The organism is Streptomyces sp. V3I8, assembly GCF_030817535.1.
Taxonomy (GTDB): domain Bacteria; phylum Actinomycetota; class Actinomycetes; order Streptomycetales; family Streptomycetaceae; genus Streptomyces.
In genome coordinates, this window is sequence record NZ_JAUSZL010000002.1 from 5336810 (window position 1) to 5363116 (window position 26307).

General features: G+C 71.7%; 18 protein-coding genes and 2 pseudogenes. 18 read left to right on the top strand and 2 right to left on the bottom strand.

Translation table 11 applies throughout. The annotated features are described in order from the left end of the window. Positions 1–8: 8 nt before the first annotated feature. Complete coding sequence (locus tag QFZ75_RS23760; protein ID WP_307539942.1) at positions 9–860, bottom strand: helix-turn-helix transcriptional regulator; 852 nt, start codon at positions 858–860, stop codon at positions 9–11. A gap of 230 nt (positions 861–1090) precedes the next feature. Between QFZ75_RS23760 and QFZ75_RS23765 the strand changes: the two genes are divergently transcribed. The 9 genes and pseudogenes from QFZ75_RS23765 (at position 1091) to QFZ75_RS23805 (ending at position 12503) form a co-directional block, all read left to right on the top strand. Next, complete coding sequence (locus QFZ75_RS23765) at positions 1091–1555, top strand: ATP-binding protein (protein ID WP_307539944.1); 465 nt, start codon at positions 1091–1093, stop codon at positions 1553–1555. A 157-nt stretch (positions 1556–1712) separates the two neighbouring features. Next, positions 1713–3095, top strand: coding sequence for a NarK/NasA family nitrate transporter (locus QFZ75_RS23770; RefSeq protein WP_307539946.1), 1383 nt, complete (start codon positions 1713–1715; stop codon positions 3093–3095). Positions 3096–3260: 165 nt separating this feature from the next. Further along, positions 3261–4475 carry a uroporphyrinogen-III synthase gene (locus QFZ75_RS23775; protein WP_307544730.1) on the top strand — a complete coding sequence of 405 codons (1215 nt, stop codon included), beginning with the start codon at positions 3261–3263 and terminating at the stop codon, positions 4473–4475. Positions 4476–4848: 373 nt separating this feature from the next. Next, complete coding sequence (locus tag QFZ75_RS23780) at positions 4849–5442, top strand: CGNR zinc finger domain-containing protein (protein WP_307539948.1); 594 nt, start codon at positions 4849–4851, stop codon at positions 5440–5442. A gap of 217 nt (positions 5443–5659) precedes the next feature. After that, a complete protein-coding gene (locus QFZ75_RS23785; RefSeq protein ID WP_010039908.1) occupies positions 5660–6181 on the top strand; it encodes a sigma-70 family RNA polymerase sigma factor in 522 nt (173 codons plus the stop codon). 38 nt (positions 6182–6219) lie between these two features. Next, positions 6220–7002 carry an anti-sigma factor gene (locus tag QFZ75_RS23790; protein ID WP_307539950.1) on the top strand — a complete coding sequence of 261 codons (783 nt, stop codon included), beginning with the start codon at positions 6220–6222 and terminating at the stop codon, positions 7000–7002. Between the two features lie 134 nt (positions 7003–7136). Beyond that, positions 7137–9725, top strand: a complete 2589-nt coding sequence (locus QFZ75_RS23795; RefSeq protein WP_307539951.1) for a UvrD-helicase domain-containing protein — start codon at positions 7137–7139, stop codon at positions 9723–9725. Positions 9726–10235: 510 nt separating this feature from the next. Continuing rightward, positions 10236–11652, top strand: a pseudogene (locus QFZ75_RS23800) (NAD-dependent malic enzyme). 569 nt (positions 11653–12221) lie between these two features. Continuing rightward, positions 12222–12503, top strand: coding sequence for an HU family DNA-binding protein (locus QFZ75_RS23805; protein ID WP_007382399.1), 282 nt, complete (start codon positions 12222–12224; stop codon positions 12501–12503). Positions 12504–12640: 137 nt separating this feature from the next. On the opposite strand, the gene murA is transcribed toward QFZ75_RS23805, so the two are convergent. Then, positions 12641–13987: a UDP-N-acetylglucosamine 1-carboxyvinyltransferase gene (gene murA / locus QFZ75_RS23810; RefSeq protein WP_307539952.1), complete on the bottom strand. Its 1347-nt coding sequence runs from the start codon at positions 13985–13987 to the stop codon at positions 12641–12643. Between the two features lie 254 nt (positions 13988–14241). Here murA and QFZ75_RS23815 point away from each other — a divergent pair, with 254 nt between their 5' ends. The 9 genes and pseudogenes from QFZ75_RS23815 to QFZ75_RS23855 all read left to right on the top strand — a co-directional run bounded on the left by QFZ75_RS23815 (position 14242) and on the right by QFZ75_RS23855 (position 26071). Next, positions 14242–14814 (top strand): YqgE/AlgH family protein, encoded by a 573-nt coding sequence (locus QFZ75_RS23815; RefSeq protein WP_307539954.1) that lies wholly within the window; start codon positions 14242–14244, stop codon positions 14812–14814. 29 nt (positions 14815–14843) lie between these two features. After that, complete coding sequence (locus QFZ75_RS23820) at positions 14844–15143, top strand: DUF3039 domain-containing protein (protein ID WP_307539956.1); 300 nt, start codon at positions 14844–14846, stop codon at positions 15141–15143. Positions 15144–15497: 354 nt separating this feature from the next. Then, on the top strand, positions 15498–16811 hold the full coding sequence (locus QFZ75_RS23825) for an extracellular solute-binding protein (protein WP_307539957.1): 1314 nt from the start codon (positions 15498–15500) through the stop codon (positions 16809–16811). A gap of 452 nt (positions 16812–17263) precedes the next feature. Next, positions 17264–18208, top strand: coding sequence for a carbohydrate ABC transporter permease (locus tag QFZ75_RS23830; protein WP_307544732.1), 945 nt, complete (start codon positions 17264–17266; stop codon positions 18206–18208). Between the two features lie 5 nt (positions 18209–18213). Beyond that, positions 18214–19155 (top strand): carbohydrate ABC transporter permease, encoded by a 942-nt coding sequence (locus tag QFZ75_RS23835; protein WP_307539959.1) that lies wholly within the window; start codon positions 18214–18216, stop codon positions 19153–19155. Between the two features lie 59 nt (positions 19156–19214). Next, positions 19215–20954: a beta-N-acetylhexosaminidase gene (locus tag QFZ75_RS23840; RefSeq protein ID WP_373466058.1), complete on the top strand. Its 1740-nt coding sequence runs from the start codon at positions 19215–19217 to the stop codon at positions 20952–20954. 255 nt (positions 20955–21209) lie between these two features. Then, complete coding sequence (locus QFZ75_RS23845; RefSeq protein ID WP_307539961.1) at positions 21210–22103, top strand: xanthine dehydrogenase family protein subunit M; 894 nt, start codon at positions 21210–21212, stop codon at positions 22101–22103. Next, a pseudogene (locus QFZ75_RS23850) lies at positions 22100–23765 on the top strand (2Fe-2S iron-sulfur cluster-binding protein). Before QFZ75_RS23845 ends, QFZ75_RS23850 begins: the two are co-directional and overlap by 4 nt. Then, on the top strand, positions 23762–26071 hold the full coding sequence (locus QFZ75_RS23855; protein ID WP_307539963.1) for a xanthine dehydrogenase family protein molybdopterin-binding subunit: 2310 nt from the start codon (positions 23762–23764) through the stop codon (positions 26069–26071). The pseudogene QFZ75_RS23850 and the gene QFZ75_RS23855 overlap by 4 nt, the downstream one beginning before the upstream one ends. Positions 26072–26307 lie beyond the last annotated feature (236 nt).

The window sequence follows — 26307 nt, forward strand, 5'->3', positions numbered from 1 at the left end:
AGGGCTCCTCAGAGATCGTGTGCGATGCGCTGGATCAGGTCTCGGGACTTCGGTTCGGGTAGGGCCCGTGATTCCATGCGGTCCAGCACCGAGCGGTAGCGTTCCAACTGTGCGTCCGCGTCCAGGAATTCGCATCCGTGGTCGGTGTCCAGGACGACGGTGTCGAGGCTTGGGGTCGGGCCGACGGCGCAGGTGATGGGCTGGCCGGACGCCGGGAACCCCGCCTCCCCGAAGGGGATCACCACGATGGTGATCGTGGGCTGCTCGCTCATCTCCAGCAGGTGGCCGAGTTGCGCCCGGCTGATCTCAGGGCCGCCGAATCCCATGCGCAGCGCTGCCTCATGCACGATGGCCGTGTAAGGGGTCTTACCCCCCTCGAAGAGGACGGCCTGGCGCTTTACGCGGTGGGAGACGCGGTGCTCGATCTCGTACGGCCGAAGTGGTGGGACGGCCTCCCGCATCGTCGCGCGGGCGTGCTCCACGGTCTGCAGCAGGCCGGGCATGTGGATCGTGACAGCCACGCGGAGAGCGTGGGCATGGTGCTCCAGCTCGGCCAGATCCAACAGGCCGGAGGGGAGTACATCGCTGTACTCCTCCCACCATCCGCGCGTCCGCCGACCGGTCATGGTGGCGAGAGCGTCGACGAGTTGTTCGTCCGCGCAGTTGTACGCGCGTGCCAGGGCGTGCACCCGGTCGGCGCTGAGGGAACTGCGGCCGGTCTCGATCATGCTGACGCGCCCCTGGTTGACGCCGAGCAGCGCTGCGGCGCCAGTGACGGTCAGGCCGGCCCGCTCGCGGAGTTTGCGCAGTTCGGCGCCCATGCGCCGTTGGCGGAGAGTGGGGGTGTTGGTGGGCGGCAAGACGCCTCCTTCCGGCCGCGTCGCGGCGCTCAGGTACCCCACACGAGGTAATAGGTGATGAATATCGCCTACCTGGGAGATTCATCTCCCAGGTCGCGCTAACTTGAGACCGTACCGCCAACCGCCTGCGTCCCCAAGCCGGAAGCGCACCCCTCCAGGCACTGCCACCGCGCGGCGTCGGCGTTGAGCGAGTCCACGTTCTCTCCCCTCTCTCCCTCCCGGAGGCACTCATGGTCACCGTAGCTCCGCCCGACACCTGGACGTACGTCCTTCGGCTGCCCCATGACCCCCGCGCCGCACGCGTCGCACGTATGACCGTGCGGGCCGCCCTCAGCGGGCACGGAATGGCTCAAGCTCTCGACACTGTCGAGCTGTTGACGTCCGAGTTGGTCACCAACGCGTACCAGCACACGAAAGGGCCCGCCTCGCTGCGGCTGACCGCGCTGGGGGACGGGCGGTTGCGCGTGGGGGTGTGGGACAGCAGTCCGCATGTTCCGGCGCCCTTCGACGAGCCCCCTGGTGCACGGGTGCCGCTCACCCCGGTGGGCGCCGAAGGAGGGCGCGGGCTGTTCCTGCTGCGGCAGTGCGCGAACTCGTGGGGCGGCTGGTCCTTCGGCGAAGGCGAAGGCAAAGGCGAAGGCAGCGGCCCGCCCGGACGCGGCGGCGCCGGGAAGCTGCTGTGGTTCGAGGTCTGAGGGGCCCGCCGCAAAGCCCTTCCCCGTGAGAACCCTCACCGCACCCCCCGGCCGAGGGTGAGAGCAACGTTCCCCCGTGGTCACCCACAGCCACAGGGCGGAAACGCGTCGTCCCTACCTTCGGGGTTACCACCCGGAGAGATCGTGGAGGCGTGAGATGACAGCCCCGAGCAGCAGCATCACACCGCGCAAGGGGGGCCGCTGGATCGAGCAGTGGGACCCCGAGGACGAGGTGTTCTGGAAGGAGACGGGGGAGCGGGTCGCCCGGCGGAACCTGGCCTTCTCCGTTCTCTCCGAGCACATCGGGTTCTCCATCTGGACCCTCTGGTCGGTCATGGTCCTTTTCATGGGGCCCGAGTACGGCCTCACCCCCGCCGACAAGTTCTTCATCATCTCGATGGCCACGCTGGTCGGCGCCATCGTGCGGGTGCCGTACACCTTCGCGGTCGCCCGGTTCGGCGGCCGGAACTGGACCATCATCGCGGCCAGCATGCTGCTCGTCCCGACGATCGCCGCCTTCGTGGTGATGGAGCCGGGGACGTCCTTCGGGACCTTCCTCGTGTGCGCCATGCTCGCCGGGGTCGGCGGCGGGAACTTCGCCTCCTCCATGACCAACATCAACTCGTTCTTCCCGCTGCGGAAGAAGGGGTGGGCCCTCGGGCTCAACGCCGGCGGCGGCAACATCGGGGTGCCCGTCGTGCAGCTCGTCGGGCTCGCCGTCATCGGGGCGAGCGGCGGGCCGCGGCTGCTGCTCGGGATCTACATCCCGCTCATCGTGGTCGCCGCCGTTCTCGGGGCCCTCTACATGGACAACATCACGTCCGTGAGGAACGACACCGGTGCCGCCCGCGAGGCCGTCAAGGACCCGCACACCTGGATCATGTCCCTCCTCTACGTGGGGACCTTCGGGTCGTTCATCGGATACAGCTTCGCGTTCGGGCTGGTCCTGCAGACGCAGTTCGGGCGTACGCCGCTGGAGTCGGCGTATGTCACCTTCATCGGGCCGCTGCTCGGCTCGCTGATCCGGCCCGTCGGCGGCTGGCTCGCCGACACGTACGGCGGCGCCCGCATCACCCTGTGGAACTTCGTCGGCATGGGCGCCGCGACCGCCGTCATCGTGGTCGCCTCCATGGAGGAGTCGCTGGCCCTGTTCACCACGGCGTTCATCGTGCTGTTCGTGCTGACCGGGCTCGGCAACGGGTCCACGTACAAGATGATCCCCGGCATCTTCCAGGCCAAGGCCGCCGCCCTCGGGCTGACCGGCGAGGAGGCCGCGTCGTACGGGCGGCGGCTGTCCGGGGCCTCGATGGGGCTCATCGGTGCCGTGGGGGCCGTCGGCGGGCTCGGTATCAACCTCGCCTTCCGGCAGTCGTTCCTCAGCGTCGGATCGGGCACCGGAGCCTTCGTCGGCTTCCTCGCCTTCTACGCGGTCTGCTTCGCGCTCACCTGGGCCGTATACCTTCGCCGCCCGGCCACCGCCGAGGCGCCCGTCGCGACCACTTCGGAGGCGAAGGCCCAGCTCAGCTACGCCGAGGTGTGACCCGGGGCGCGACGTAACACGGGTGACATCAAGCGGAACCGAGCCTGTCACGCATGATTGACAGGCTCGGTGGTCCGCCGTGAGGCGGGCAGGCGGGACGCCCCAACCCAGCGGGTGACGCGGACGAACACCACTCCAGCGGGACGAGAGTCATCCATGCCATCCATGTACGAGGAATCGCAGCAACCGCAGCAACCGGATCAGCATGACCACCAGGACCACCAGGGCCACCAGGACCGCCACGGTCGGCAGGAGCACGGGCCGCTGGCCGGGTTCACCGTCGGGGTGACCGCCGCCCGCCGTGCCGACGAGCTCGGCGTCCTGCTCCAGCGGCGCGGGGCCGCGGTCCTGCACGCCCCCGCCCTGCGCATCGTGCCGCTCGCCGACGACAGCGAGCTCCTGGCGGCGACCAAGCAGCTGATCGGCCAGGCCCCGGACATCGTGATCGCGACCACCGCGATCGGGTTCCGCGGCTGGGTCGAGGCCGCCGACGGATGGGGGCTGGGGGAGCAGCTGCTCGACGTGCTGCGCAGTGTCGAGCTGCTCGCCCGCGGACCCAAGGTCAAAGGCGCGGTACGCGCCCAGGGGCTGACCGAGGAATGGTCGCCGTCCTCCGAATCCATGGCCGAGGTGCTCGACCGGCTGCTGGACGAAGGGGTCGAGGGGCGCCGGATCGCGGTCCAGCTGCACGGCGAGCCGCTGCCCGGCTTCGTCGAGTCGCTGCGGGCCGCCGGCGCGGAGGTCGTCGGTGTTCCCGTGTACCGGTGGATGGCCCCGGAGGACATCGGACCGCTGGACCGGCTGCTCGACGCCACGGTCACCCGCGGCCTGGACGCGCTGACCTTCACCAGCGCACCGGCCGCCGCCTCGCTGCTGGGCCGTGCCGAGGACCGCGGCCTGCTGCCCGAACTGCTCGCCGCCCTCAACCACGACGTGCTGTCCGCCTGCGTCGGCCCCGTCACCGCGCTGCCGCTGCAGGCCAGGGGCGTCGACACGGTCCAGCCGGAACGCTTCCGGCTCGGACCCCTCGTACAGGTGCTGTGCAAGGAGCTGCCGTCCAGGGCGCGGACGTTGCCGATCGCCGGACACCGGGTCGAGATCCGCGGGCACGCGGTGCTGGTGGACGACGCGCTGCGGCCCGTACCGCCCGCCGGCATGTCGCTGCTGCGTGCGCTGTCCCGGCGGCCCGGCTGGGTGGTGGCCCGGGCCGAGCTGCTGCGGGCGCTGCCCGGCGCGGGCAAGGACGAGCACGCCGTCGAGACCGCGATGACCCGGCTGCGTACGGCACTCGGCACGCCCAAGCTCATCCAGACCGTCGTCAAGCGCGGCTACCGGCTGGCGCTCGACCCGGCCGCCGATTCCAAGTACGCCGACGTCTGACGGTCCCGCGCCCATCCGACGGTCCCTCCGACGTCTGACGGTCCCGCGCCCATCCGACGGTCCCGCGGCCGTCTGATGTCCTGCGGCCATCCGACGTCCTGCGACGCCTGACGCCCCGCCCAGCCCAGCCCCACCGGATCCGCCGTGACCGGCCCGCCCTGCCGTGACCGTCCCGCCCGCCCCGCCGTGACCGTCCCGCCCGGCCCGGCGGCGCGGGCCGCCGGTACCAGGGCGGCGCGGGGCTTCCCGCCGCGCGCGGGGGAGGGCACTGTAGGGGGTACGGGCCCCGCGCGGCCCCTCCACGGACTCCCGCTCTGCTTTCCGCACCCTCGCCGCCCCCTCCTGGCGGCAACCCCAAGGCGGTGACAGGCACATGGCACTGGCCACGGCCACGGCCCCGTACGAGCTGCGGTTCGACTCAGGGCGGATCTGCCTCGATCTCCTGGCGACCACGCACCCCGGGGAACGGATCGGCTCGGCCGAGCCCCTGAAGGCCTGGATCACCGGATCCGGTCTCGTCCCGGCGGGCACGCCCCTCGCGTCGGCCGACTCCTCCTGGGTCGTGCGTTTCTGTGAACTGCGCCACTGCGTAGGGCAGTTGATGCGCGGAGAGGCGTCCCCGGACTCCCGGTCCTTCGACGCCGCGCTGGCCCGGGTCAACGAACTCGCCCGTACCGCACCGCCCGTACCCTCGGCGGTGCGCGACTCCGGGGGCACGCTCGTCCGCGTCCTGTGCGCGCCGCCGACCTGCGCGGCGCTCCTCGCGGCGGTCGCCCGGGACACCGTGGAACTCCTGACGGATCCGGTGGCCCGGGCGGGCATCCGCCAGTGTGAGGGAGACAACTGCCCGATCGTGTACCTGGATACGTCCAGGGGGCGTCGTCGCAGGTGGTGCTCCAGTGAGGTGTGCGGAAACCGCGAACGGGTGGCGAGACACCGGCGCAGAGCAGCCCTCGCACGGGCTTAGGATCCTCCGTGGATCCCCAGTGAACGACTTGTGGAGCACGTGAGGAGACGTAAACCTCATGCTCCTCACAAAGATTTCCATTCACTTTGAACAGCGCAACGCCCGCACCCGTATCCGGAGATGAGCGACCGACTGGGGGATCCCCCGGACACCGGAGGTAGGCGTGCGCAAGGATTCCGCCGTGGCCGATGAACGATCGCCGAGGGCCCGACATCGCATGTCCCAGCCCTCGGAACCCGACGAGGAGCTGATGCGTGCGCTGTACCGGGAGCACGCGGGGCCCCTGCTCGCCTATGTGCTGCGGCTGGTCGCCGGGGACCGGCAGCGGGCGGAGGACGTCGTGCAGGAGACGCTCATCCGCGCGTGGAAGAACGCCGGTCAGCTCAATCGAGCGACGGGTTCGGTGCGCCCCTGGCTGGTGACGGTCGCCCGGCGCATCGTCATCGACGGGCACCGCAGCCGGCAGGCCCGGCCGCAGGAGGTGGACCCGTCGCCGCTGGAGGTCATTCCCGCGGAGGACGAGATCGACAAGGCGTTGTGGCTGATGACACTCTCTGACGCGCTCGACGACCTGACCCCCGCCCACCGGGAGGTACTGGTCGAGACGTACTTCAAGGGGCGTACCGTGAACGAGGCCGCCGAGACCCTGGGAATACCCAGCGGCACGGTGCGCTCACGGGTGTTCTATGCCCTGCGTTCGATGAAGCTCGCACTGGAGGAGCGGGGGGTGACGGCATGAGCACATACGGGGGATACGGAACGGGTAGTCCTGGTTCCATGCAAAGTTCGCAAGGGCAGGGCGATCTGCACGAGACGGTGGGTGCCTACGCGCTGGGCATCCTCGACGACGCCGAGGCGACCGCGTTCGAGGAGCACCTCGCGACGTGCGAGTGGTGCGGCCAGCAGCTCGACGAGCTCTCGGGCATGGAGCCGATGCTCGCCGCCCTCGCGGATCTGCCGGGCACCCGCGGCACACCCGCCATCGGCGAGACCCTGGCCGTGCGGCCGACCACGGAACTCTCGGACCGGCTGGTCGGCGAGGTCGTCGAACGCCGTGTCCGTGCCAAGAGGAGCAGGCGGCTGCTCTTCGGGCTCGCGGCCTCGCTGATCATCGGCGGCCCGCTCGTCGCGATCGCGGCCACCGGCGGGGGTGACACGACAAGCAACGAGGCCAGGACCAAGCAGACGGTCAGTGTCGCCAAGCAGGTGTTCACCGACACGAACGCGAAGGACAAGGTCCAGGGCACCGACGCGAGTACGCAGGTCAGCGCCTCGGTCGGGATGGACAGCAAGCCCTACGGCACCGGGCTGACCATGGAGCTGAAGAACGTCAAGGGCCCGCAGAAGTGCTCCCTCGTCGCCGTGGGCAAGAACGGCGAGCGGGAGACGGCGACCACCTGGACCGTCCCGAAATGGGGCTACGGGATCAAGGACGCCCCCACCGAGCTGGCCCGCAACCCGCTCTACCTGCAGGGCGCCGTCGCCATGGCCCGCGCCGACATCGACCACTTCGAGGTCGTGACCTTCGACGGCGAAAAGCTGGCCGAGGTGAACGTGTAGGCGTATCAAGAGCGGAAACGTAGCCCGCCGGGCTCCCCTTCGCGTACGGTTGACGGCTGCCATGCACGTCAGAAGGGGGCCCGGTGGCCGCTCAGGTTCAGCAGGAAATGGCGCTCGATCCGGTAGGCGACTCCGTGCGCGACCGCGAGCTCGGCGTCGAACAGGAACACCTGGACCGGGTGTACCAGCGTCTCGAGGAAAAGATCCACGAGGCGGAGTTCCTGATGAACGACGCCGCACAGCGCGGCCAGGTCGGTACACCCGGAGCACTCGCGGAGCGTGACGCGCAGGTGTTCCGGGCGGGGATCCACCTCAACCGCCTGAACAACGAGTTCGAGGACTTCCTCTTCGGACGGATCGACCTCCTCCCCGGCAAGGACGGCAAGAAGGGCCCGGACGGCGCCTACACGGCCGTCGAGCCCGCCGAGGGCGCCGTCCGGCCCGACAACACCGCCGACATCGCGGAGACGCTCCACATCGGCCGTATCGGCGTCCTCGACGCCGAGTACGCGCCGCTGGTCATCGACTGGCGGGCCCCGGCGGCCGCGCCGTTCTACCGCTCCACCCCGGTCGACCCCGGCCGGGTCGTACGCCGCCGGGTCATCCGCTCCAAGGGCCGCAAGGTCCTCGGGGTCGAGGACGACCTGATGCGCCCGGAGCTCAAGGCCACGCTCGCCGGGAACGAACTGGCAGTGATCGGCGACGGCGCGCTCATGGCCGCGCTGGGCCAGGCCCGCAGCCACACCATGCGGGACATCGTCGCCTCCATCCAGGCCGAGCAGGACCAGGTCATCCGGGCGCCCGCCGCGTCCGTGACCTACGTGGAGGGCGGCCCCGGCACCGGCAAGACGGCGGTCGCCCTGCACCGGGCCGCCTACCTGCTCTACCAGGACCGCAGGAGGTACGCGGGCGGCATCCTCATCGTCTCGCCCACGCCGCTGCTGGTCGCGTACACCGAAGGCGTCCTGCCGTCCCTCGGCGAGGAGGGGCAGGTCGCCATCCGGGCGGTCGGCTCCCTGGTCGACGGCGCCGAGGCCACGCAGTACGACGCGCCGGCGGTGGCCCGGGCCAAGGGCTCCTACCGGATGCTGAAGGTGCTGCGGAAGGCGGCGCGGGGGGCACTGGAGGGGGTGGACGAGCAGGGCGGGCGGTCCGGCTCCGGAGGGCGCTCCGGCTCCGAGCGCGCCGGCCGCGGGGGGCCCGCCCCCGCCAGGACCGGTTCCGCCCCGTCCAGGCAGCTCGCGTTCGGCGAGGACGCCGACGAGGCGCAGGACGGCGACGAGGCGCAGGACGGCGGGGAGGGCGGGCAGGACGACGGTCGACACGGCACTCGGCCCCCGGCCGGTCCGCCCACCCGGCTGCGCGTCGTCGCCTTCGGGCGCCGGCTTGAGCTGGAGGCCCCCGAGCTGGACCGCATCCGGAACAACGCGCTCTCCGGGACCGCCCCGGTCAACCTGCTGCGTCCGCGTGCCCGCAAGCTGCTGCTCGACGCGCTCTGGTCGCGCTCCGGCGCCGGCAGCCGGCACACGGACCCCGAGCTGGCCGCCGAACTGCGCTCGTCGTTCGACGAGGACGTCAGCTCCGAGGACGCCTTCATCGCGTTCCTCGACGCCTGGTGGCCCGAGCTGACCCCGCGCGCCGTGCTGGCCGCCATGTCCGACGAGCGGCGGCTCGGGCGCTGGGCGCGGCGGATCCTCAACCCCGGCGAGGTACGGCGGGTGGCCCGCTCCCTCAAGCGGGACGGGCTCTCCGTGCACGACGTGGCCATGCTGGACGAGCTGGAGGCGATCGTCGGCACCCCGGCCCGCCCCCGCAGGAAGCGCGACCTCGACCCGCTCGACCAGCTGACGGGGCTGGAGGAGCTCATGCCCCAGCGCGAGGAGACGCAGCGCGAGCGGGCCGAGCGGCTGGCCCAGGAGCGCACCGAGTACGCGCACGTCATCGTCGACGAGGCGCAGGACCTCACGCCCATGCAGTGGCGCATGATCGGCCGCCGCGGCCGGCACGCCACCTGGACGGTGGTCGGCGACCCCGCCCAGTCGTCCTGGTCGGACCCGGACGAGGCCGCCGAGGCCCGTGACGAGGCGCTCGGCAGCCGGCCGCGCCGCCGCTTCACGCTCACCGTGAACTACCGCAACCCGGCCGAGATCGCCGAACTCGCCGCCAAGGTCCTGGCCCTCGCCATGCCGGGCTCCGAGTCCCCGTCCGCGGTCCGCTCCACGGGCGTACGCCCGCGCTTCGTGACGGCGGTGAACGGCCCGGCGACCGGCCAAGGACACGGCCGGGCGACCGGCCGGACGGCCGGACAGGCGGGAGGACAGGCGGGAGGACAGGCAGGCGGACAGGCAGGAGGGCAGGCGGGCGGGCCGGGCGCCGGTGCCCGGGACGCGCTGGCGAGGACCGTGCGGGAGGAGGCCGCCCGGCTGCTCGACCAGGTCGACGGCACGGTCGGGGTCGTCGTCGCCATGAACCGCCGGGCCGAGGCCGCGCGGTGGCTCGCCGGACTCGGGGACCGCGTGGTGGCGCTCGGCAGCCTGGAGGCCAAGGGCCTGGAGTACGACGCCACGGTGGTCGTCTCGCCCGCCGAGATCGCCGACGAGTCACCGGCCGGGCTGCGCGTGCTGTACGTGGCGCTGACCCGGGCGACCCAGCAGCTCACCATCGTCTCGGCGGCCCGGGACGAGCCGGACGCAGACGGAGTACCGGACCTGCTGCGCGACTGAGGGCCGCGAAACCGGACGGCGGGGGCCCGGGGACGGTGAGACCGGAGGATCGCGGGGCCCGGGGACGGTAAGACCGGAGGCCCGGGGCCGGTGGCGGGGCCGTGAACCGGCGGGCCCGTCCCGGTGAACCGGGGCCGTCCTCGTAAAGCTTTCCTGTGAACCCACGGTGCGGGAATTGCCTTGGGGGGATCGTTTGTTACCTTGGACGTGACACCGGCCCGATCCAAGCCCCCGGGCCCAACCTTCGTCGCTACGAGCGACCACTTGCCGCGAGGCGAGCATGGCGGGTCGGTGTCATTGAACATATCGCCGCAGGTGTCCGCACCCGCGACGGCACGGAAGAGGCCCGCGTCACCCCGGTGACGCGGGCCTCTTCCGTCGTTCCGCCGTGAACAAAAGGTTCGCAACCCGGGGCGGCTACCACGTACTCCGCGGTAGGTGCGACGATCGGACGGCAAACCCGCGCACAGCAGTGCTCGCAGTACCCGGTGAAAGCAGAGGAAGTCGGCCATGGCAACGGCGCCCAGCGTCTCCTACTCGATTACGGTCCGGTTGGAGGTGCCCGCGAGCGGAACCGCGGTCTCCCAGATCACCACCGCCGTGGAGTCCAGCGGAGGCTCGGTGACGGGCCTCGACGTCACGGCCTCCGGCCACGAGAAGCTCCGTATCGACGTCACCATCGCGGCGTCGTCCACGAAGCACTCGGAAGAGATCGTCGAGCAGCTGCGCGGCATCGAGGACGTCACGCTCGGCAAGGTCTCCGACCGTACGTTCCTGATGCACCTCGGCGGCAAGATCGAGATGGCGTCCAAGCACCCCATCCGCAACCGTGACGACCTCTCGATGATCTACACGCCCGGTGTGGCCCGGGTGTGCATGGCGATCGCGGAGAACCCCGAGGACGCCCGGCGCCTGACCATCAAGCGCAACTCCGTCGCGGTCGTCACCGACGGCTCGGCCGTCCTGGGCCTCGGCAACATCGGCCCCAAGGCCGCCCTGCCGGTGATGGAGGGCAAGGCGGCCCTCTTCAAGCGCTTCGCGGGCATCGACGCGTGGCCGCTGTGCCTGGACACCCAGGACACCGACGCGATCGTGGAGATCGTCAAGGCGATCGCCCCCGGCTTCGCCGGCATCAACCTGGAAGACATCTCGGCCCCGCGCTGCTTCGAGATCGAGGCCCGCCTGCGCGAGGCCCTCGACATCCCCGTCTTCCACGACGACCAGCACGGCACGGCGATCGTCGTGCTCGCCGCGCTGACCAACGCGCTGCGTGTGACCGGCAAGGCGACCGGCGACATCCGCGTCGTCATGTCCGGCGCGGGCGCGGCCGGTACTGCCATCCTGAAACTGCTGATCGCCGCGGGCGTCAAGCACGCCGTCGTGGCCGACATCCACGGTGTCGTGCACGCGGGCCGCGAGGACCTGGTGGAGGCCCGCCGCCGACTCGCCGCTGCGGTGGATCGCCGACAACACCAACCCCGAGGGCGTCACGGGCACGCTCAAGCAGGCCGTGCGCGGCGCGGACGTCTTCATCGGCGTCTCGGCCCCGAACGTGCTGGACGGCGACGACGTGGCCGCCATGGCCGACGACGCGATCGTCTTCGCGCTCGCGAACCCCGACCCCGAGGTCGACCCGGCCATCGCCCGGCAGACCGCGGCGGTCGTGGCCACCGGCCGCTCGGACTTCCCGAACCAGATCAACAACGTGCTGGTCTTCCCGGGTGTCTTCCGCGGTCTCCTGGACGCCCAGTCCCGCACGGTCAACACCGACATGATGCTTGCGGCCGCAACCGCGCTGGCGGAGGTGGTGACGGAGGACGAGCTGAACGCGAACTACATCATCCCCAGCGTCTTCAACGACAAGGTCGCGGGAGCGGTGGCGGGGGCGGTCCGCGACGCCGCGAAGGCGGCGGGCGTCACGGTCTGAGGCCCGTCCCGCCTGGCCGGAGGACTGGAGGGGGCTGCGCCCCGGGCTCCAGCCTGCCCAGCCCCTCCAGCCTTCCCCGCCTGCCCAGCCCCCAGCCCCAGCCCCAGCCCCAGCCCCTCCAGTCTCCTCGGCCTCTCGGCCTCTCGGCCCCCGAGTAAGGGCGGTCGGGCGGGGAAAGCGACCCAATGGGTGGTAACTGTGACGGTTGCCACCCGGGGTCCGGACCGGCGCGTCGCCGGACGCGGGGCCTCGGGCCGCCTCTAGGGTGGCGGCCATGCCTCAGTCCCTGCGGGCCCACCAGGTCTCGGCCGGTCGTGCGGTCCGCTGCCGAAAGTGAACGGAGCGTCACCATTTCGAGGCCGTGGCGCTTTTCGTGTGACTCTCAGGGGTATCGGATTGGCTTTCCCGCCGCAGGTGGGGGCAGGATGCGTCTTCGGGCGCGAGGGTCCGGCCACGGACCCGGGTCCGGGGACCGCTGAGGACCCTGGCAGCATCGACTTCGACGTGCCCGAGATGCGGCTCCGCCGCGTGGCACGCCTCAACGGCAAGAAGAACACGGGAGTAACGACATGAACCGCAGTGAGCTGGTGGCCGCGCTGGCCGACCGTGCCGAGGTGACTCGCAAGGACGCCGACGCCGTTCTGGCCGCCTTCGCCGAGACCGTCGGCGAGATCGTCGCCAAGGGCGACGAGAAGGTCACCATCCCCGGTTTCCTGACCTTCGAGCGCACCCACCGTGCCGCTCGCACCGCGCGCAACCCGCAGACCGGCGACCCGATCCAGATCCCGGCCGGCTACAGCGTGAAGGTCTCCGCGGGCAGCAAGCTCAAGGAAGCCGCCAAGGGCAAGTAAGCCTTCCTGTACGTCCCGCGCGGACGTACGAGGCGCAGCAACGCCAATGGGGCGGTCACCCGATCCGGGTGACCGCCCCATCGCGTACGTACCGCGCCCCCGGCAGGGCCGCCCCGGGCCCGTGCCGGCGTGCTGCCCTAGCCCAGCGCCTTGCCCGGCAGCTCGACCTTCGCGCCCAGCTCCACCAGCTTCTCCATGAAGTTCTCGTAGCCGCGGTTGATCAGGTCGATGCCGTGGACCCGGGACGTGCCCTGGGCCGCCAGCGCCGCGATGAGGTACGAGAAGCCGCCGCGCAGGTCGGGGATGACCAGGTCGGCGCCCTGGAGCTTCGTCGGGCCGGACACGACCGCCGAGTGCAGGAAGTTCCGCTGGCCGAAGCGGCAGTGCGAGCCGCCCAGGCACTCGCGGTACAGCTGGATGTGCGCGCCCATCTGGTTCAGCGCAGAGGTGAAGCCGAGGCGGGACTCGTACACCGTCTCGTGGACGATGGAGAGGCCGGTGGCCTGCGTGAGCGCGACCACCAGGGGCTGCTGCCAGTCCGTCTGGAAGCCCGGGTGGACGTCCGTCTCCAGCGCGATCGACTTGAGCTGGCCGCCGGGGTGCCAGAAGCGGATGCCCTCGTCGTCGATCTCGAAGGCACCGCCCACCTTCCGGTAGGTGTTCAGGAACGTCATCATCGAGCGCTGCTGGGCGCCGCGGACGTAGATGTTGCCTTCGGTCGCCAGCGCCGCGGACGCCCACGAGGCGGCCTCCAGGCGGTCCGGCAGGGCCGCGTGGGTGTAGCCGCCGAGCGAGTCGACACCCGTGACGCGGATGGTGCGGTCGGTGTCCATCGCGATGATCGCGCCCATTTTCTGCAGGACGCAGATCAGGTCCTCGATCTCCGGCTCGACCGCCGCGTTCGCGAGCTCCGTGACGCCCTCCGCGAGGACGGCCGTCAGGAGCACCTGCTCGGTCGCGCCGACCGACGGGTACGGAAGCTGGATCTTCGTGCCGCGCAGCCGCTGCGGAGCCTCCAGGTACTGCCCGTCCGCGCGTTTCTCGATCGTCGCGCCGAACTGCCGCAGCACCTCGAAGTGGAAGTCGATCGGCCGGCCGCCGATGTCGCAGCCGCCCAGACCCGGGATGAACGCGTGCCCGAGGCGGTGCAGGAGCGGACCGCACAGGAGGATCGGGATGCGCGACGAACCCGCGTGCGCGTCGATGTCCGCGACGTTGGCGCTCTCCACGTGCGACGGGTCCATGATCAGCTCGCCCGGCTCCTCACCCGGACGGACCGTCACCCCGTGCAGCTGCAGCAGGCCGCGTACGACCCGCACGTCACGGATGTCCGGGACGTTGCGCAGCCGGCTCGGAGCACTGCCGAGCAGCGCGGCGACCATGGCCTTCGGTACGAGGTTCTTCGCACCGCGGACCCGGATCTCGCCCTCGAGCGGGTTTCCGCCGTGGACAAGGAGTACGTCGTCTGAGCCGTTGACGGTCATGTATCTCGCGTTCCGGTTGGGGTGGGCAGGGGCCGAAGACGCAAGCGTAATGGCCGCCCACCCCCCTGCCGTAAGCCCGAGGGGCACTCAGGGACGTCATAGCTTTGCCACAACACGAACCGTGCCTAATCGGGCACACGGGGTCACCGGTGCCGGCTGTGCGCTCCACCTGCACCCGTACGCCCTGAGCTGCAATACCCCCGGTACGGGTATTGCCTCCCCCCGTACGGGGAAGATGCGGGATCATGTCACGCATGACCGAGGTGTCCTCGCTCACAGGGCGGCTGCTCGTGGCCACTCCCGCCCTGTCGGACCCCAATTTCGACCGCGCGGTGGTGCTGCTCCTCGACCACGACGAGGAGGGCTCCCTGGGCGTCGTCCTCAACCGCCCCACGCCGGTGGACGTGGGTGACATCCTCGCGGGCTGGGCGGAACTGACGGTGGAGCCGGGAGTGGTGTTCCAGGGCGGCCCGGTCTCACTGGACTCGGCGCTCGGGGTCGCGGTCATCCCGGGCGGCGGCGCCGGGGAGCGCGCGCCGCTGGGCTGGCGCCGGGTGCACGGCGCGATCGGGCTCGTGGACCTGGAGGCCCCGCCGGAACTGCTCGCCTCGGCGCTCGGCTCGCTCAGGATTTTCGCCGGGTACGCCGGCTGGGGACCGGGCCAGCTGGAGGAGGAGCTCGGCGAGGGAGCCTGGTACGTCGTCGAGTCGGAGCCCGGTGACGTCTCCTCGCCCGCTCCGGAGCGGCTGTGGCGCGAGGTGCTGCGGCGCCAGCGCAGTGAGCTGGCGATGGTGGCCACGTATCCGGACGACCCTTCGCTGAACTGATACCCCCCGCCTTCAGTACTCTTGCGTTCATGAGCACTCTTGAGCCTGAGACCCAGCCCCAGCGAGGCACTGGGACGGGAACCCTCGTGGAGCCGACGCCGCAGACGTCGCACGGCGACGGGGACCACGAGCGCTTCGCCCACTACGTCCAGAAGGACAAGATCATGGCGAGCGCGCTCGACGGCACCCCCGTCGTGGCGCTCTGCGGCAAGGTGTGGGTCCCGGGACGGGACCCGAAGAAGTACCCCGTGTGCCCCATGTGCAAGGAGATCTACGAGTCCATGGGCTCGGGCGGCGACGACGGCAAGGGCAAGGGCGGCGACAAGTAGGAGCGCCTCCCCGGCGGTCCCACCGGTCCCGCCGGTCCCGTCGGCCTCCCGCACCCTGTCACGGCGTGTCATGGCGTGTCACGGCGTGGGGTGCGGCGCGGGGCTCCGCCCGGGCGGAGTGTGACGGAGAACGGCCGCGGTGCCCCGATGCGGGATGCCGCGGCCGAGTCGTGTGTGCTCTCGGCGTATCCGGGGCCTTTGTCCGGCCCCGCCGTTGCACGGAGTGCTTCAGCCGGTCACAGAGTGGTTGAGACCTCTTGTGGGCGTGTTCATGTACTCCATAGCCTCCGGGTGTTGTGCAGCGCGGAACCACCGTTGCACGTGCTGCAACGCGCTCCCCCGGAGGACGCCCACATGAAGCTCGCCCATCTCTCTGCACGCATGGCCGCCCCGATCGCCGCGCTCGTCGTCGCCGGGCTCACGGCGACCGCCTGCGCCCCGGAGTCCTCCGACAACTCCGGGGGCAAAGACGAGAAGAGCGGCACCCTGCGCGTGTGGCTCTTCCAGGAGGTCACCAACGCGCCGAAGGAGAAGGTCGTCGACAGTGTCGTCACCGCCTTCGAGAAGGCCCACAAGGGCACGAAGGTCGACGTCCAGTACATCCCCGTCGAGACCCGCGCCGAGAAGATCAAGGCCGCCTTCAACGACCCGAAGAGCGCGCCCGACCTCATCGAGTACGGCAACACGGACACCGCCGGCTACGTCAAGGACGGCGGACTCGCGGACGTGACCGAGGAGTTCACGGACTGGAGCGAGTCCAAGGACACCGACCCGACCGCCAAGCAGTCCGTCACGGTCGACGGCAGAATCTACGGCGCCCCGTACTTCGTCGGCGTCCGCGCCCTCTACTACCGCACCGACGTCTTCGACGACCTGGGCCTGGACGTACCGAAGACCCAGGACGAACTCATCAGCACGGCCAAGAAGATCCGGCAGGCGAAGCCGGACCTGTACGGCCTCGCGGTCGGCGGCGCGTACACGTACGGCGCGATGCCGTTCATCTGGTCCAACGGCGGCGAGATCGCCGAGGGCAAGGGCGGCTCGTACGCCTCGACGATCGACAGCGCGCAGGCCCAGAAGGGCATCAAGGCGTACACCTCGCTCTTCGGCGACGACAACTGTCCGGCCGCCAAGTGCGCGGGCATGGGCGGCAACGACACCGTCACGGCGTTCGCCTCCGGCAAGGCCGGCATGGCCATCGGCGGCGACTTCAGCCACGCGGCGATCGAGGCGGGCAAGGTCAAGGGCAAGTACGCGGTCGTGCCGCTGCCCGGAGTGAAGTCGGGTGACATCGCTCCCGCGTTCGCGGGCGGCAACAACCTCGGCATCCTCAAGAGCACCTCGCACCGTACGCTCGCCGTCGACCTGATGGAACAGCTCGCGGCGAAGAAGACGCAGGGCGCGCTCTTCGACGCGATGGGCTTCCTGCCGACGTTCACGGACGTGCGCCAGGACGTCGCGAAGCGCGAACCGTTCGTCGAGCCCTTCGTGAAGACCCTCGGCGCCGGCGCCAAGTTCGTCCCGGCCTCACCGGCCTGGTCGCAGATCGACGCGTCCCTGGTGCTGCCGACGATGTTCCAGGAGGTCGTCAGCGGCCGCAAGGGCGTGGCGGCCGCCTCCAAGGACGCGGCCAAGAAGATGAACGCCGCCTTCAGCTCCGCCGGATGAGCCGCATGACGAACCGTCCGCTGCCGGGCCCCGTCCCACCGCCCGGCGGCGAGCGGACACCGACAGAACCCGGTGCGGTGACCGCACCGGCCGGGCGTCCGGAAGCCGGGACACCGGCCGGGCTCCCGGGGACGGGAGCGGGAGCGGCGGCCGGGAGCCCGAGCGCCGGAGCGGCCGTCTCCGGAGCGGCCGTCTCCGGAGCGGCCGTCTCCGGAGCGGCCGTCCCCGGGGCGGGCGTCTCCGGACTGGCCGTCCCCGGGCCGGGCGTCTCCGGGCCGGCCGTCCCCGGGCTGGCTGTCCCCGGGCTGGCTGTCTCCGGACCGGCCGCCTCCGGACCGGCCGTCCCCGGGGAGGGCGCCTCCGGGCCGGCCGTTCCCGGGGCGGGTGCCTCGGCCGCGGCAGTGGTTCGCCCGGTCGGCGGAACCGGATCCAGGTCCGGGCCGGCGAAGAGCGTGTCGTCCGGGGCCCGTCGGGGGCCCCGGACGGGCCCCGGCGGCGGGCGGGGGCGCAGGTCCCCGCTCGCCCGCGGTGGCTGGACGCCCTGGCTCTACCTCGCCCCCGCCCTCGTCGTCATCGGCGGGCTGCTCGTCTACCCCGTCTACCAGCTCGGGCTGATCTCCTTCCTGGAGTACACCCAGGCCCAGGTCAGCGGCGGCGAGCCGACCACCTTCCAGGGCTTCGGGAACTACGCGACGCTCTTCCGCGACGAGCAGTTCTGGCAGGTGCTGCTGGCCACCGTGGTGTTCGCGGCGGCGTGCGTCGTGTCGACCCTCGCGGTCGGCTGCGCGCTCGCCGTCCTCCTGACACGTGTCCGTGCCGTACCGCGGCTCGCCCTGATGCTCGCCGCACTCGGCGCCTGGGCGACCCCCGCGGTCACCGGCTCGACGGTGTGGCTGCTGCTCTTCGACCCCGACTTCGGCCCGGTCAACCGGGTCCTGGGACTCGGCGACCACTCATGGACGTACGACCGCTTCAGCGCCTTCGCCCTGGTGCTGCTCGAAGTGGTGTGGTGCTCCTTCCCGTTCGTGATGGTCACGGTGTACGCCGGCATCCGCGCCGTGCCCTCCGAGGTGCTGGAGGCCGCCTCCCTCGACGGCGCCTCCCAGTGGCGGATCTGGCGCTCGGTGCTGGCCCCGATGCTCCGCCCGATCCTCGTGGTCGTCACCATCCAGTCGGTCATCTGGGACTTCAAGGTCTTCACGCAGATCTACGTCATGACGAACGGCGGAGGCATCGCCGGCCAGAACCTCGTCCTGAACGTGTACGCCTACCAGAAGGCCTTCGCGTCCTCCCAGTACAGCCTCGGGTCGGCGATCGGAGTGGTGATGCTGCTGATCCTGCTGGCGGTCACGCTCGTCTATCTGAGACTGCTGCGAAGGCAGGGGGAAGAGCTGTGAGTTCCATGACGCCCACCCATTCCGCGTCGGCGACGAGTCCTGCGGGAACTCCTGTTCCCGCGGATCCCGCGGCATCTCCCGCCCACCGCTCGGGAGCCGTACGGAATCTCGTACGCCGTTCCGTACGGCGGCCCTGGCGGCTGGCCGCCGAGGTCTCGGCTCTCCTGATCGCGGCGGTCGTCGCATTCCCCCTCTACTGGATGGTGCTGAGCGCCTTCAAGCCCGCCGGGGAGATCGAGTCGACCCGGCCGCGGCCCTGGACGCTCTCGCCGTCCCTGGATTCCTTCCGCCGTGTCTTCGGACAGCAGGAATTCGGCCGGTACTTCCTCAACAGTCTCGTCGTGGCGGTCACCGTGGTCGCCGTCTCGGCGCTCATCGCGTTTCTCGCGGCGACCGCCGTGACACGATTCCGCTTCCGCTTCCGGACCACGCTGCTGATCATGTTCCTGATCGCGCAGATGGTGCCGATCGAGGCGCTGACGATCCCCCTCTTCTTCCAGATGCGGGACTTCGGCCAGCTGAACACCCTGGGCGCGCTGATCCTGCCGCACATCGCCTTCTCCCTGCCTTTCGCGATCTGGATGCTGCGGGGTTTCGTGAAGGCCGTTCCGGAGGCGCTGGAGGAGGCCGCCTACATCGACGGCGCGAGCAGGACGCGGTTCCTGTGGCAGATCCTTTTCCCACTGGTCCTTCCGGGGCTCGTCGCCACCAGCGTGTTCTCCTTCATCTCCGCCTGGAACGACTTCCTGTTCGCCAAGTCGTTCATCATCAGCGACACCTCGCAGTCCACCCTGCCGATGGCCCTCCTGGTCTTCTACAAGCCCGACGACCCGGACTGGGGCGGCGTGATGGCCGGTTCCACGGTGATGACGATTCCGGTGCTGATCTTCTTCGTACTCGTACAGCGGCGCCTGGTCTCCGGACTGGGCGGCGCGGTGAAGGACTGAGGACCGACGTGAGCGACGCGATACCGGCCCGGCCGGCGACCGACCGCCCCCGACCGGGTGTGCCGCGCCCGCCCGGCGTGATCCCGGCCCCCCGGGCGGCACGGGAGTCGGGGGGCCCGGGTGTGCCGCTCGACGCGCGCACCACCCTGTGGGCCGGCCCCGGTACGGGCACCACCGAACGCTGGCTGCGCCTCACCCTCGGCGCTGCGCTCGGCATCGCGCTGCCACCCGCCACCGACACCGCACCCGCCACCGACACCGCGTCCGGTGCCGCGCATGCGTCCGGTGCCGCGCATGCGTCCGGTGCCGCGCATGCGGCCGGTGCGGAGAACTCCGCCGGTGCGGAGAGCGCCCCGAGCACCGTGCGGTTGCGTGTCGACGCATCCCTCCCGCCCGAGGCGTACGTACTCGACGTCGATTCCGGACGCGGTATCGAGATCCGGGGCGGCGACGGCGCCGGAGTGTTCTGGGGCGCCCAGACACTGCGCCAGCTCATCGGCCCGGACGCCTTCCGCAGGGCCCCCGTCCGGCCCGGCACCACCCATGTCGTCCCGCAGCGGACCATCGAGGACGCCCCGCGCTTCGGCTGGCGCGGATGCATGCTCGACGTCGCACGGCACTTCACACCGAAGGACGGTGTCCTGCGCCATCTCGACCTGATGGCCGCGCACAAACTGAACGTCTTCCACTTCCACCTCACGGACGACCAGGGCTGGCGTATCGAGATCAAGCGGTATCCGCGGCTCACGGAGACCGGATCATGGCGGGCGCGCACGAAATTCGGCCACCGCGCCTCACCGCACTGGGAGGAGAAGCCGCACGGGGGCTTCTACACCCAGGACGACATCCGCGAGATCGTCGCGTACGCCGCCGAGCGGCATATCGCGGTCGTCCCCGAAATCGACATCCCGGGACACTCGCAGGCCGCCATCGCCGCATATCCGGAACTCGGCAACACCGATGTCGTCGACACGCTCTCCCTCTCCGTCTGGGACTCCTGGGGCGTCTCCCAAAACGTACTCGCCCCCACCGACAACGCCCTCCGGTTCTACGAGGGAGTCTTCGAGGAACTCCTCGGCCTGTTCCCCTCGGAGTTCATCCACATCGGCGGCGACGAGTGCGCCAAGGACCAGTGGAAGGCGTCCCCGGCCGCACAGGCGCGGATCACGGAACTGGGCCTCGCGGACGAGGACGAACTGCAGTCCTGGTTCGTCCGCCACTTCGACGCCTGGCTGACCGCGCGCGGGCGGCGGCTGATCGGCTGGGACGAGATCCTGGAGGGCGGACTCGCCCCTGGTGCCGCCGTCTCCTCGTGGCGCGGCTACCGGGGCGGTATCGCGGCCGCGCGGGCGGGCCACGACGTCGTCATGTGCCCCGAGCAGCAGGTCTACCTGGACCACCGCCAGGCCGGCGGACCGGACGAGCCCGTGCCCATCGGCTTCGTGCGCACGCTGGAGGACGTCTACCGTTTTGAACCCGTGCCTCCGGAGCTGACCCCCGGTCAGGCGCGGCACGTGCTCGGCACCCAGGCCAACCTGTGGACCGAGGTGATGGAGGACCGGGGCCGCCTGGACTACCAGGCCTTCCCGCGCCTGGTGGCCTTCGCGGAGGTCGCCTGGAGCGCACTGCCGGCCCCCGCCGACCGCGACTTCGCCGACTTCGAGCGGCGGATGACCGACCACTACCCGCGACTTGACGCCCTGGGGGTCGCCTACCGGCCGCCCACCGGGCCGCTGCCCTGGCAACGGCGCCCCGGAGTGCCGGGCCGCCCGATCGACGGACCGCCGCCGAACGTGTGAGACCGCTCTCGGCGCGGCCCGAGCCGGCCGGGCGGGAAAGGCTCCCAAGGGGTATCGAAAACCACCAATTCGCGCCGACGGGTTATGTGGTGCGAAAGCGGACCATCCGCTGGTGGCGGGTAGGAATGCCTCCTAGCGGACCCCCGCGTCGGGGGACCGGGAAGATGTGCCAGAGTTGCCACGTCCGCCCTGTCAGCACGTACCGTACGGCAACACAGGTGGGACCAGGTGGGGCAGCGGGAAGGGGCATCCGGTTTGACCACGCACGCACCGCAGGCGGCGCAGGCCGTGACACTGCCCGCCTCGCTGGACGAGGCCGTGGCGGCGCTCGCCGCCATGCCCGCCGCCGTTCCCGTGGCCGGCGGCACCGACCTGATGGCCGCCGTCAACTCCGGGCAGCTGCGGCCCGCCGCCCTCGTCGGCCTCGGCCGGATCAGCGAGATCCGCGGCTGGCAGTACCAGGACGGCCACGCGCTGCTCGGCGCCGGCCTCACCCACGCCCGCATGGGGCGCCCCGACTTCGCCGCCCTCATCCCCGCTCTCGCGGCCGCCGCCAGAGCCGCGGGGCCGCCGCAGATCCGCAACGCGGGCACCCTGGGCGGCAACATCGCCTCCGCGTCCCCGACCGGTGACGCGCTCCCGGTACTGGCCGCGCTGGAGGCGACCCTCATCGTCGCGGGCCCGGGCGGCGTCCGCCGCGAGATCCCCGTCTCGCACCTGCTCGCGGGCATGGAGATGCTCCGCGGCGGCGAACTCATCGGGTACGTGCGCGTGCCGCTGCTGCACGCGCCGCAGGTCTTCCTGAAGGCCACCGGGCGGACCGGCCCCGGGCGCGCCATCGCCTCCGTGTCGCTGGTCCTCGACCCCGCCCGGCGCGGGGTGCGGTGCGCCGTGGGCGCCATAGCGCCGATGCCGCTGCGCCCTCTGGACGCCGAGCAGTGGGTCGCCTCGCTGATCGACTGGGACAACAACCGCGCGATCGTCCCCGAGGCGCTGGCCGCCTTCGGTGAGTACGTCGCCGCGGCGTGCATCCCCGATCCGGGCCCTGAGGAGGACGGTTCCGTACCGCCGCTGCCGCCCGCCGTACTGCACCTGCGGCGCACCGTCGCCGCGCTGGCCCGACGAGCACTGGGGAGGGCACTGGCGTGACCGACGACCAGCACGGGGACCGGCACGAGGACCGGCACGGCGAGGGCACACCTCTGGCGGGCAGTCGCTGGGACCCGCTGCCCCAGGGCGACTACGACGACGGCGCCACCGCCTTCGTCAAGCTCCCCGAAGGGGGCATCGACGCCCTCCTCGCGGACTCCCCGCTCGCCGCGCCCGGCCACGGCTACGTACCGCCGCCGATACAGGTCGCGCCCGGCGCCGACACGGGTACCGACCCGTCCACCGGTTCCTGGGCCCTGCCGCCCGAGACGGCCGACCCCGGCCGGCGGGACGCCGTGCGGTGGCCCGACCCGAACGCTCTGCCCGAGGAGCACCGGCAGCCCGCCCAGGACGCCTTCGACTACCGCCCCGGGGCCACCGGCCAGTGGGACTTCGACCAGTCCTCGCAGGGCGGCCCCGGAGCGCCCGGACATGACGCGCCCGGGCACGACGCGGCCGGACATGACGTGACCGGCCAGTGGTCCATTCCGGTCGCCGACGGGGACCTGCCCGACGAGTCCGGGGAGTTCACCACGTCGTCCCTGGTCGAGCAGTGGGGCGGCGGGAACCCACCCGCCACGCTGCCGGGCGGGGCGGCCGCGCCCTGGGCCGACGAGCCCTGGGTCCAGCAGCCCGCCGACGGGCACGGTGGCCATGAGCACTCTCCCGGCGGGCACGGTACCGCCGAGATCGTCGACGTCCCCGGAGAGCACGCCGACGAGATCGCCGTCTCCGCGCCGCGCGACCCGGGACACGACGGGGCGTTCGAGCTCCGCCGGGAGCACCGGGAGCACCGGGAGCAGGAGTACGTGGACGGCCCTGCGGCCGAGGCGGAAACGGCCGCCACACAAGCGGCTCCGCCGGAAACGGCTTCCACGGAAGCGGCCTTCACGGAAACGGCCGCCACGGAGGAGCCCGCCGAAGCCGCCGACGCCGACGTCGCTGTCGTCGACGCGGAGTCCGGGCCGGAGTCCGCGGCAGGGCCCGCGTCCGGGTCGGAGGACTCCCAGGCACTCCCGCCGCACAACGACCACCCCCTGGCCGCGTACGTCCTGCGGGGTGAACGGCGTCGAGCGGCCCGTGACGGACGCCTGGATCGGCGAATCGCTGCTGTACGTACTGCGCGAGCGGCTCGGCCTCGCGGGCGCCAAGGACGGCTGCTCGCAGGGCGAGTGCGGAGCCTGCAACGTCCAGGTCGACGGACGCCTCGTGGCGTCCTGCCTGGTGCCCGCGGTGACCGCCGCCGGGAGCGAGGTGCGTACCGTCGAGGGGCTCGCCGCCGACGGGCAGCCCTCCGACGTCCAGCGGGCGCTCGCCAAGTGCGGCGCGGTCCAGTGCGGCTTCTGCATCCCCGGCATGGCGATGACCGTGCACGACCTCCTCGAGGGCAACCCCGCGCCGACCGACCTCGAGACCCGCCAGGCCCTGTGCGGCAACCTGTGCCGCTGCTCCGGCTACCGGGGCGTCCTGGAGGCCGTACGGGACGTCGTGGCCGGGCGCGAGGCCCACACGGCCGCCGAGAGCTCCGCGGACGGCGACGAGGCCCGTATCCCGCGCCAGGCGGGCCCGGGCGGCGGTGGCGTCAACCCGTCCGCGTTCGAGCCCCACCAGTCCCACCAGCCCCACCAGCAGCCGTACGGCGAGGACGGAGGCCAGGAATGAGCAACGACACCGCCACCGCGACCACCGCGCAGCCCGGTACCGCTCCGGAGCCGCCGCCGCACGGCCTGGGCGTGTCCCTGCCGTCCGCCGAGGCCCGCGCCAAGACCGAGGGCACCTTCCCGTACGCGGCGGACCTGTGGGCCGAGGGACTGCTGTGGGCGGCCGTCCTGAGATCGCCCCACCCGCACGCGCGCATCCTGTCCGTCGACACCACCCACGCGCGCGAGATGGCCGGCGTACGCGCCGTCATCACGCACGAGGACGTGCCCGGCACCGCGCTGCTCGGCCGGGGCAAGGCCGACCGCCCGGTGTTCGCCTCCGACGTCGTGCGCCACCACGGCGAGCCCATCGCGGCCGTCGCGGCCGACCACCCCGACACCGCGCGCATGGCCGCCGCCGCCGTCATCGTCGAGTACGAGATCCTCGACCCGGTGACCGACCCGGAGCAGGCCTTCGAGGCCGAGCCCCTGCACCCCGACGGCAACCTCATCCGCCACATCCCGCTGCGCCACGGCGACCCGGACGCGGCGGGCGACATCGTCGTCGAGGGCCTGTACCGCATCGGCCGCCAGGACCCGGCCCCGATCGGCGCCGAGGCCGGTCTCGCCGTGCCCCGACCCGACGGCGGCGTCGAGCTCTACGTGGCGTCCACGGACCCGCACACCGACCGGGACACGGCGGCCGCCTGCTACGGGCTGGAGCCCGAGCGCGTGAAGGTCGTCGTCACCGGCGTGCCCGGCGCCACCGCCGACCGTGAGGACCAGGGCTTCCAGCTCCCCCTGGGGCTGCTCGCCCTGAAGACGGGATGCCCGGTCAAGCTGACCGCGACGCGCGAAGAATCCTTCCTCGGGCACGTCCACCGCCACCCCACGCTGCTGCGCTACCGCCACCACGCGGACGCCGAGGGCAAGCTGGTCAAGGTCGAGGCGCAGATCCTCCTCGACGCGGGCGCGTACGCGGACACCTCGTCGGAGGCCCTCGCCGCCGCCGTCTCCTTCGCCTGCGGCCCCTACGTCGTCCCGAACGCCTTCATCGAGGGCTGGGCCGTACGCACCAACAACCCGCCCTCCGGACACGTACGCGGCGAGGGCGCCATGCAGGTGTGCGCCGCCTACGAGGCCCAGATGGACAAGCTGGCGAAGAAGCTCGGCGTCGACCCGGCCGACCTGCGCCTGCGCAACGTGCTGGCCACCGGGGACGTGCTCCCGACCGGCCAGACGGTCACCTGCCCGGCCCCGGTGGCCGAACTGCTGCAGGCCGTCCAGGACTTCCCGCTGCCCGCCCTCCCCAAGGACACCCCCGAGGACGAGTGGCTGCTCCCGGGCGGCCCCGAGGGCGCCGGTGAGCCCGGCGCCGTACGGCGCGGCGTCGGCTACGCCCTGGGCATGGTCCACATGCTCGGCGCCGAGGGCACCGACGAGGTCTCGACGGCCACCGTGAAGGTCCACGACGGCATCGCCACCGTGCTCTGCGCGGCCGTGGAGACCGGCCAGGGCTTCACCACGCTGGCCCGCCAGATCGTCCAGGAGACGCTCGGCATCGAAGAGGTCCACGTGGCCTCCGTGGACACCGACCAGCCGCCCGCGGGCCCCGGCTCCCGAGGCCGTCACACCTGGGTGTCCGGCGGCGCCGTCGAACGGGCCGCCAAGATGGTCCGTACGCAGCTGCTGCAGCCCCTGGCGCACAAGTTCGGGATGTCCACCGAGCTGCTCCAGATCACCGACGGCAAGATCACCTCGTACGACGGCGTGCTGTCGACGACCGTCACCGAGGCGATGGACGGCAAGGAGCTGTGGGCGACCGCGCAGTGCCGCCCGCACCCCACCGAGCCGCTGGACGGCGCCGGCCAGGGCGACGCCTTCGTGGGCCTCGCCTTCTGCGCGATCCGCGCGGTGGTGGACGTCGACATCGAACTCGGCTCGGTACGCGTGGTCGAACTGGCGCTCGCCCAGGACGTGGGCCGCATCCTGAACCCCGCGCAGATCACCGCCCGTATCGAGGCCGGGGTCACCCAGGGCATCGGGGCCGCCCTCACGGAGAACCTGCGTACCGCGCGCGGTCTGGTGCGCCACCCCGACCTGACCGGGTACTCGCTGCCGACCGCCCTCGACGCCCCCGAGATCCGCATCGTGAAGCTCGTCGAGGAGCGCGACGTGGTCGCGCCCTTCGGAGCCAAGGCCGTCAGCGCGGTACCGGTCGTGACGTCCCCCGCGGCGGTCGCGTCCGCGGTACGGGCGGCGACCGGGCGTCCGGTCAACCGCCTCCCGATAAGGCCGCAGGCGGCCGTGGTGACCGCGACGCAGTGACATGGATCCCCGCTGGTCACGGCGGTGCGGGGGCGTTGTCAGTGGTGCCCGCTAGTGTTCTGGGCAGTGGGGGAGGACCGCTGGGCGGCGGGCCTGTTCGTGGGTGTTTCCGGAGGCGGGGCCGGGTTTCGAGGCCTGTGCCGACGCTTGCGTGCGTGTGCCGCCCGACCGGTCCTGCCGGGGGACTGTGAACAACGATCCACGGGGGAACGATGAGCACGACGGACACCGGCACC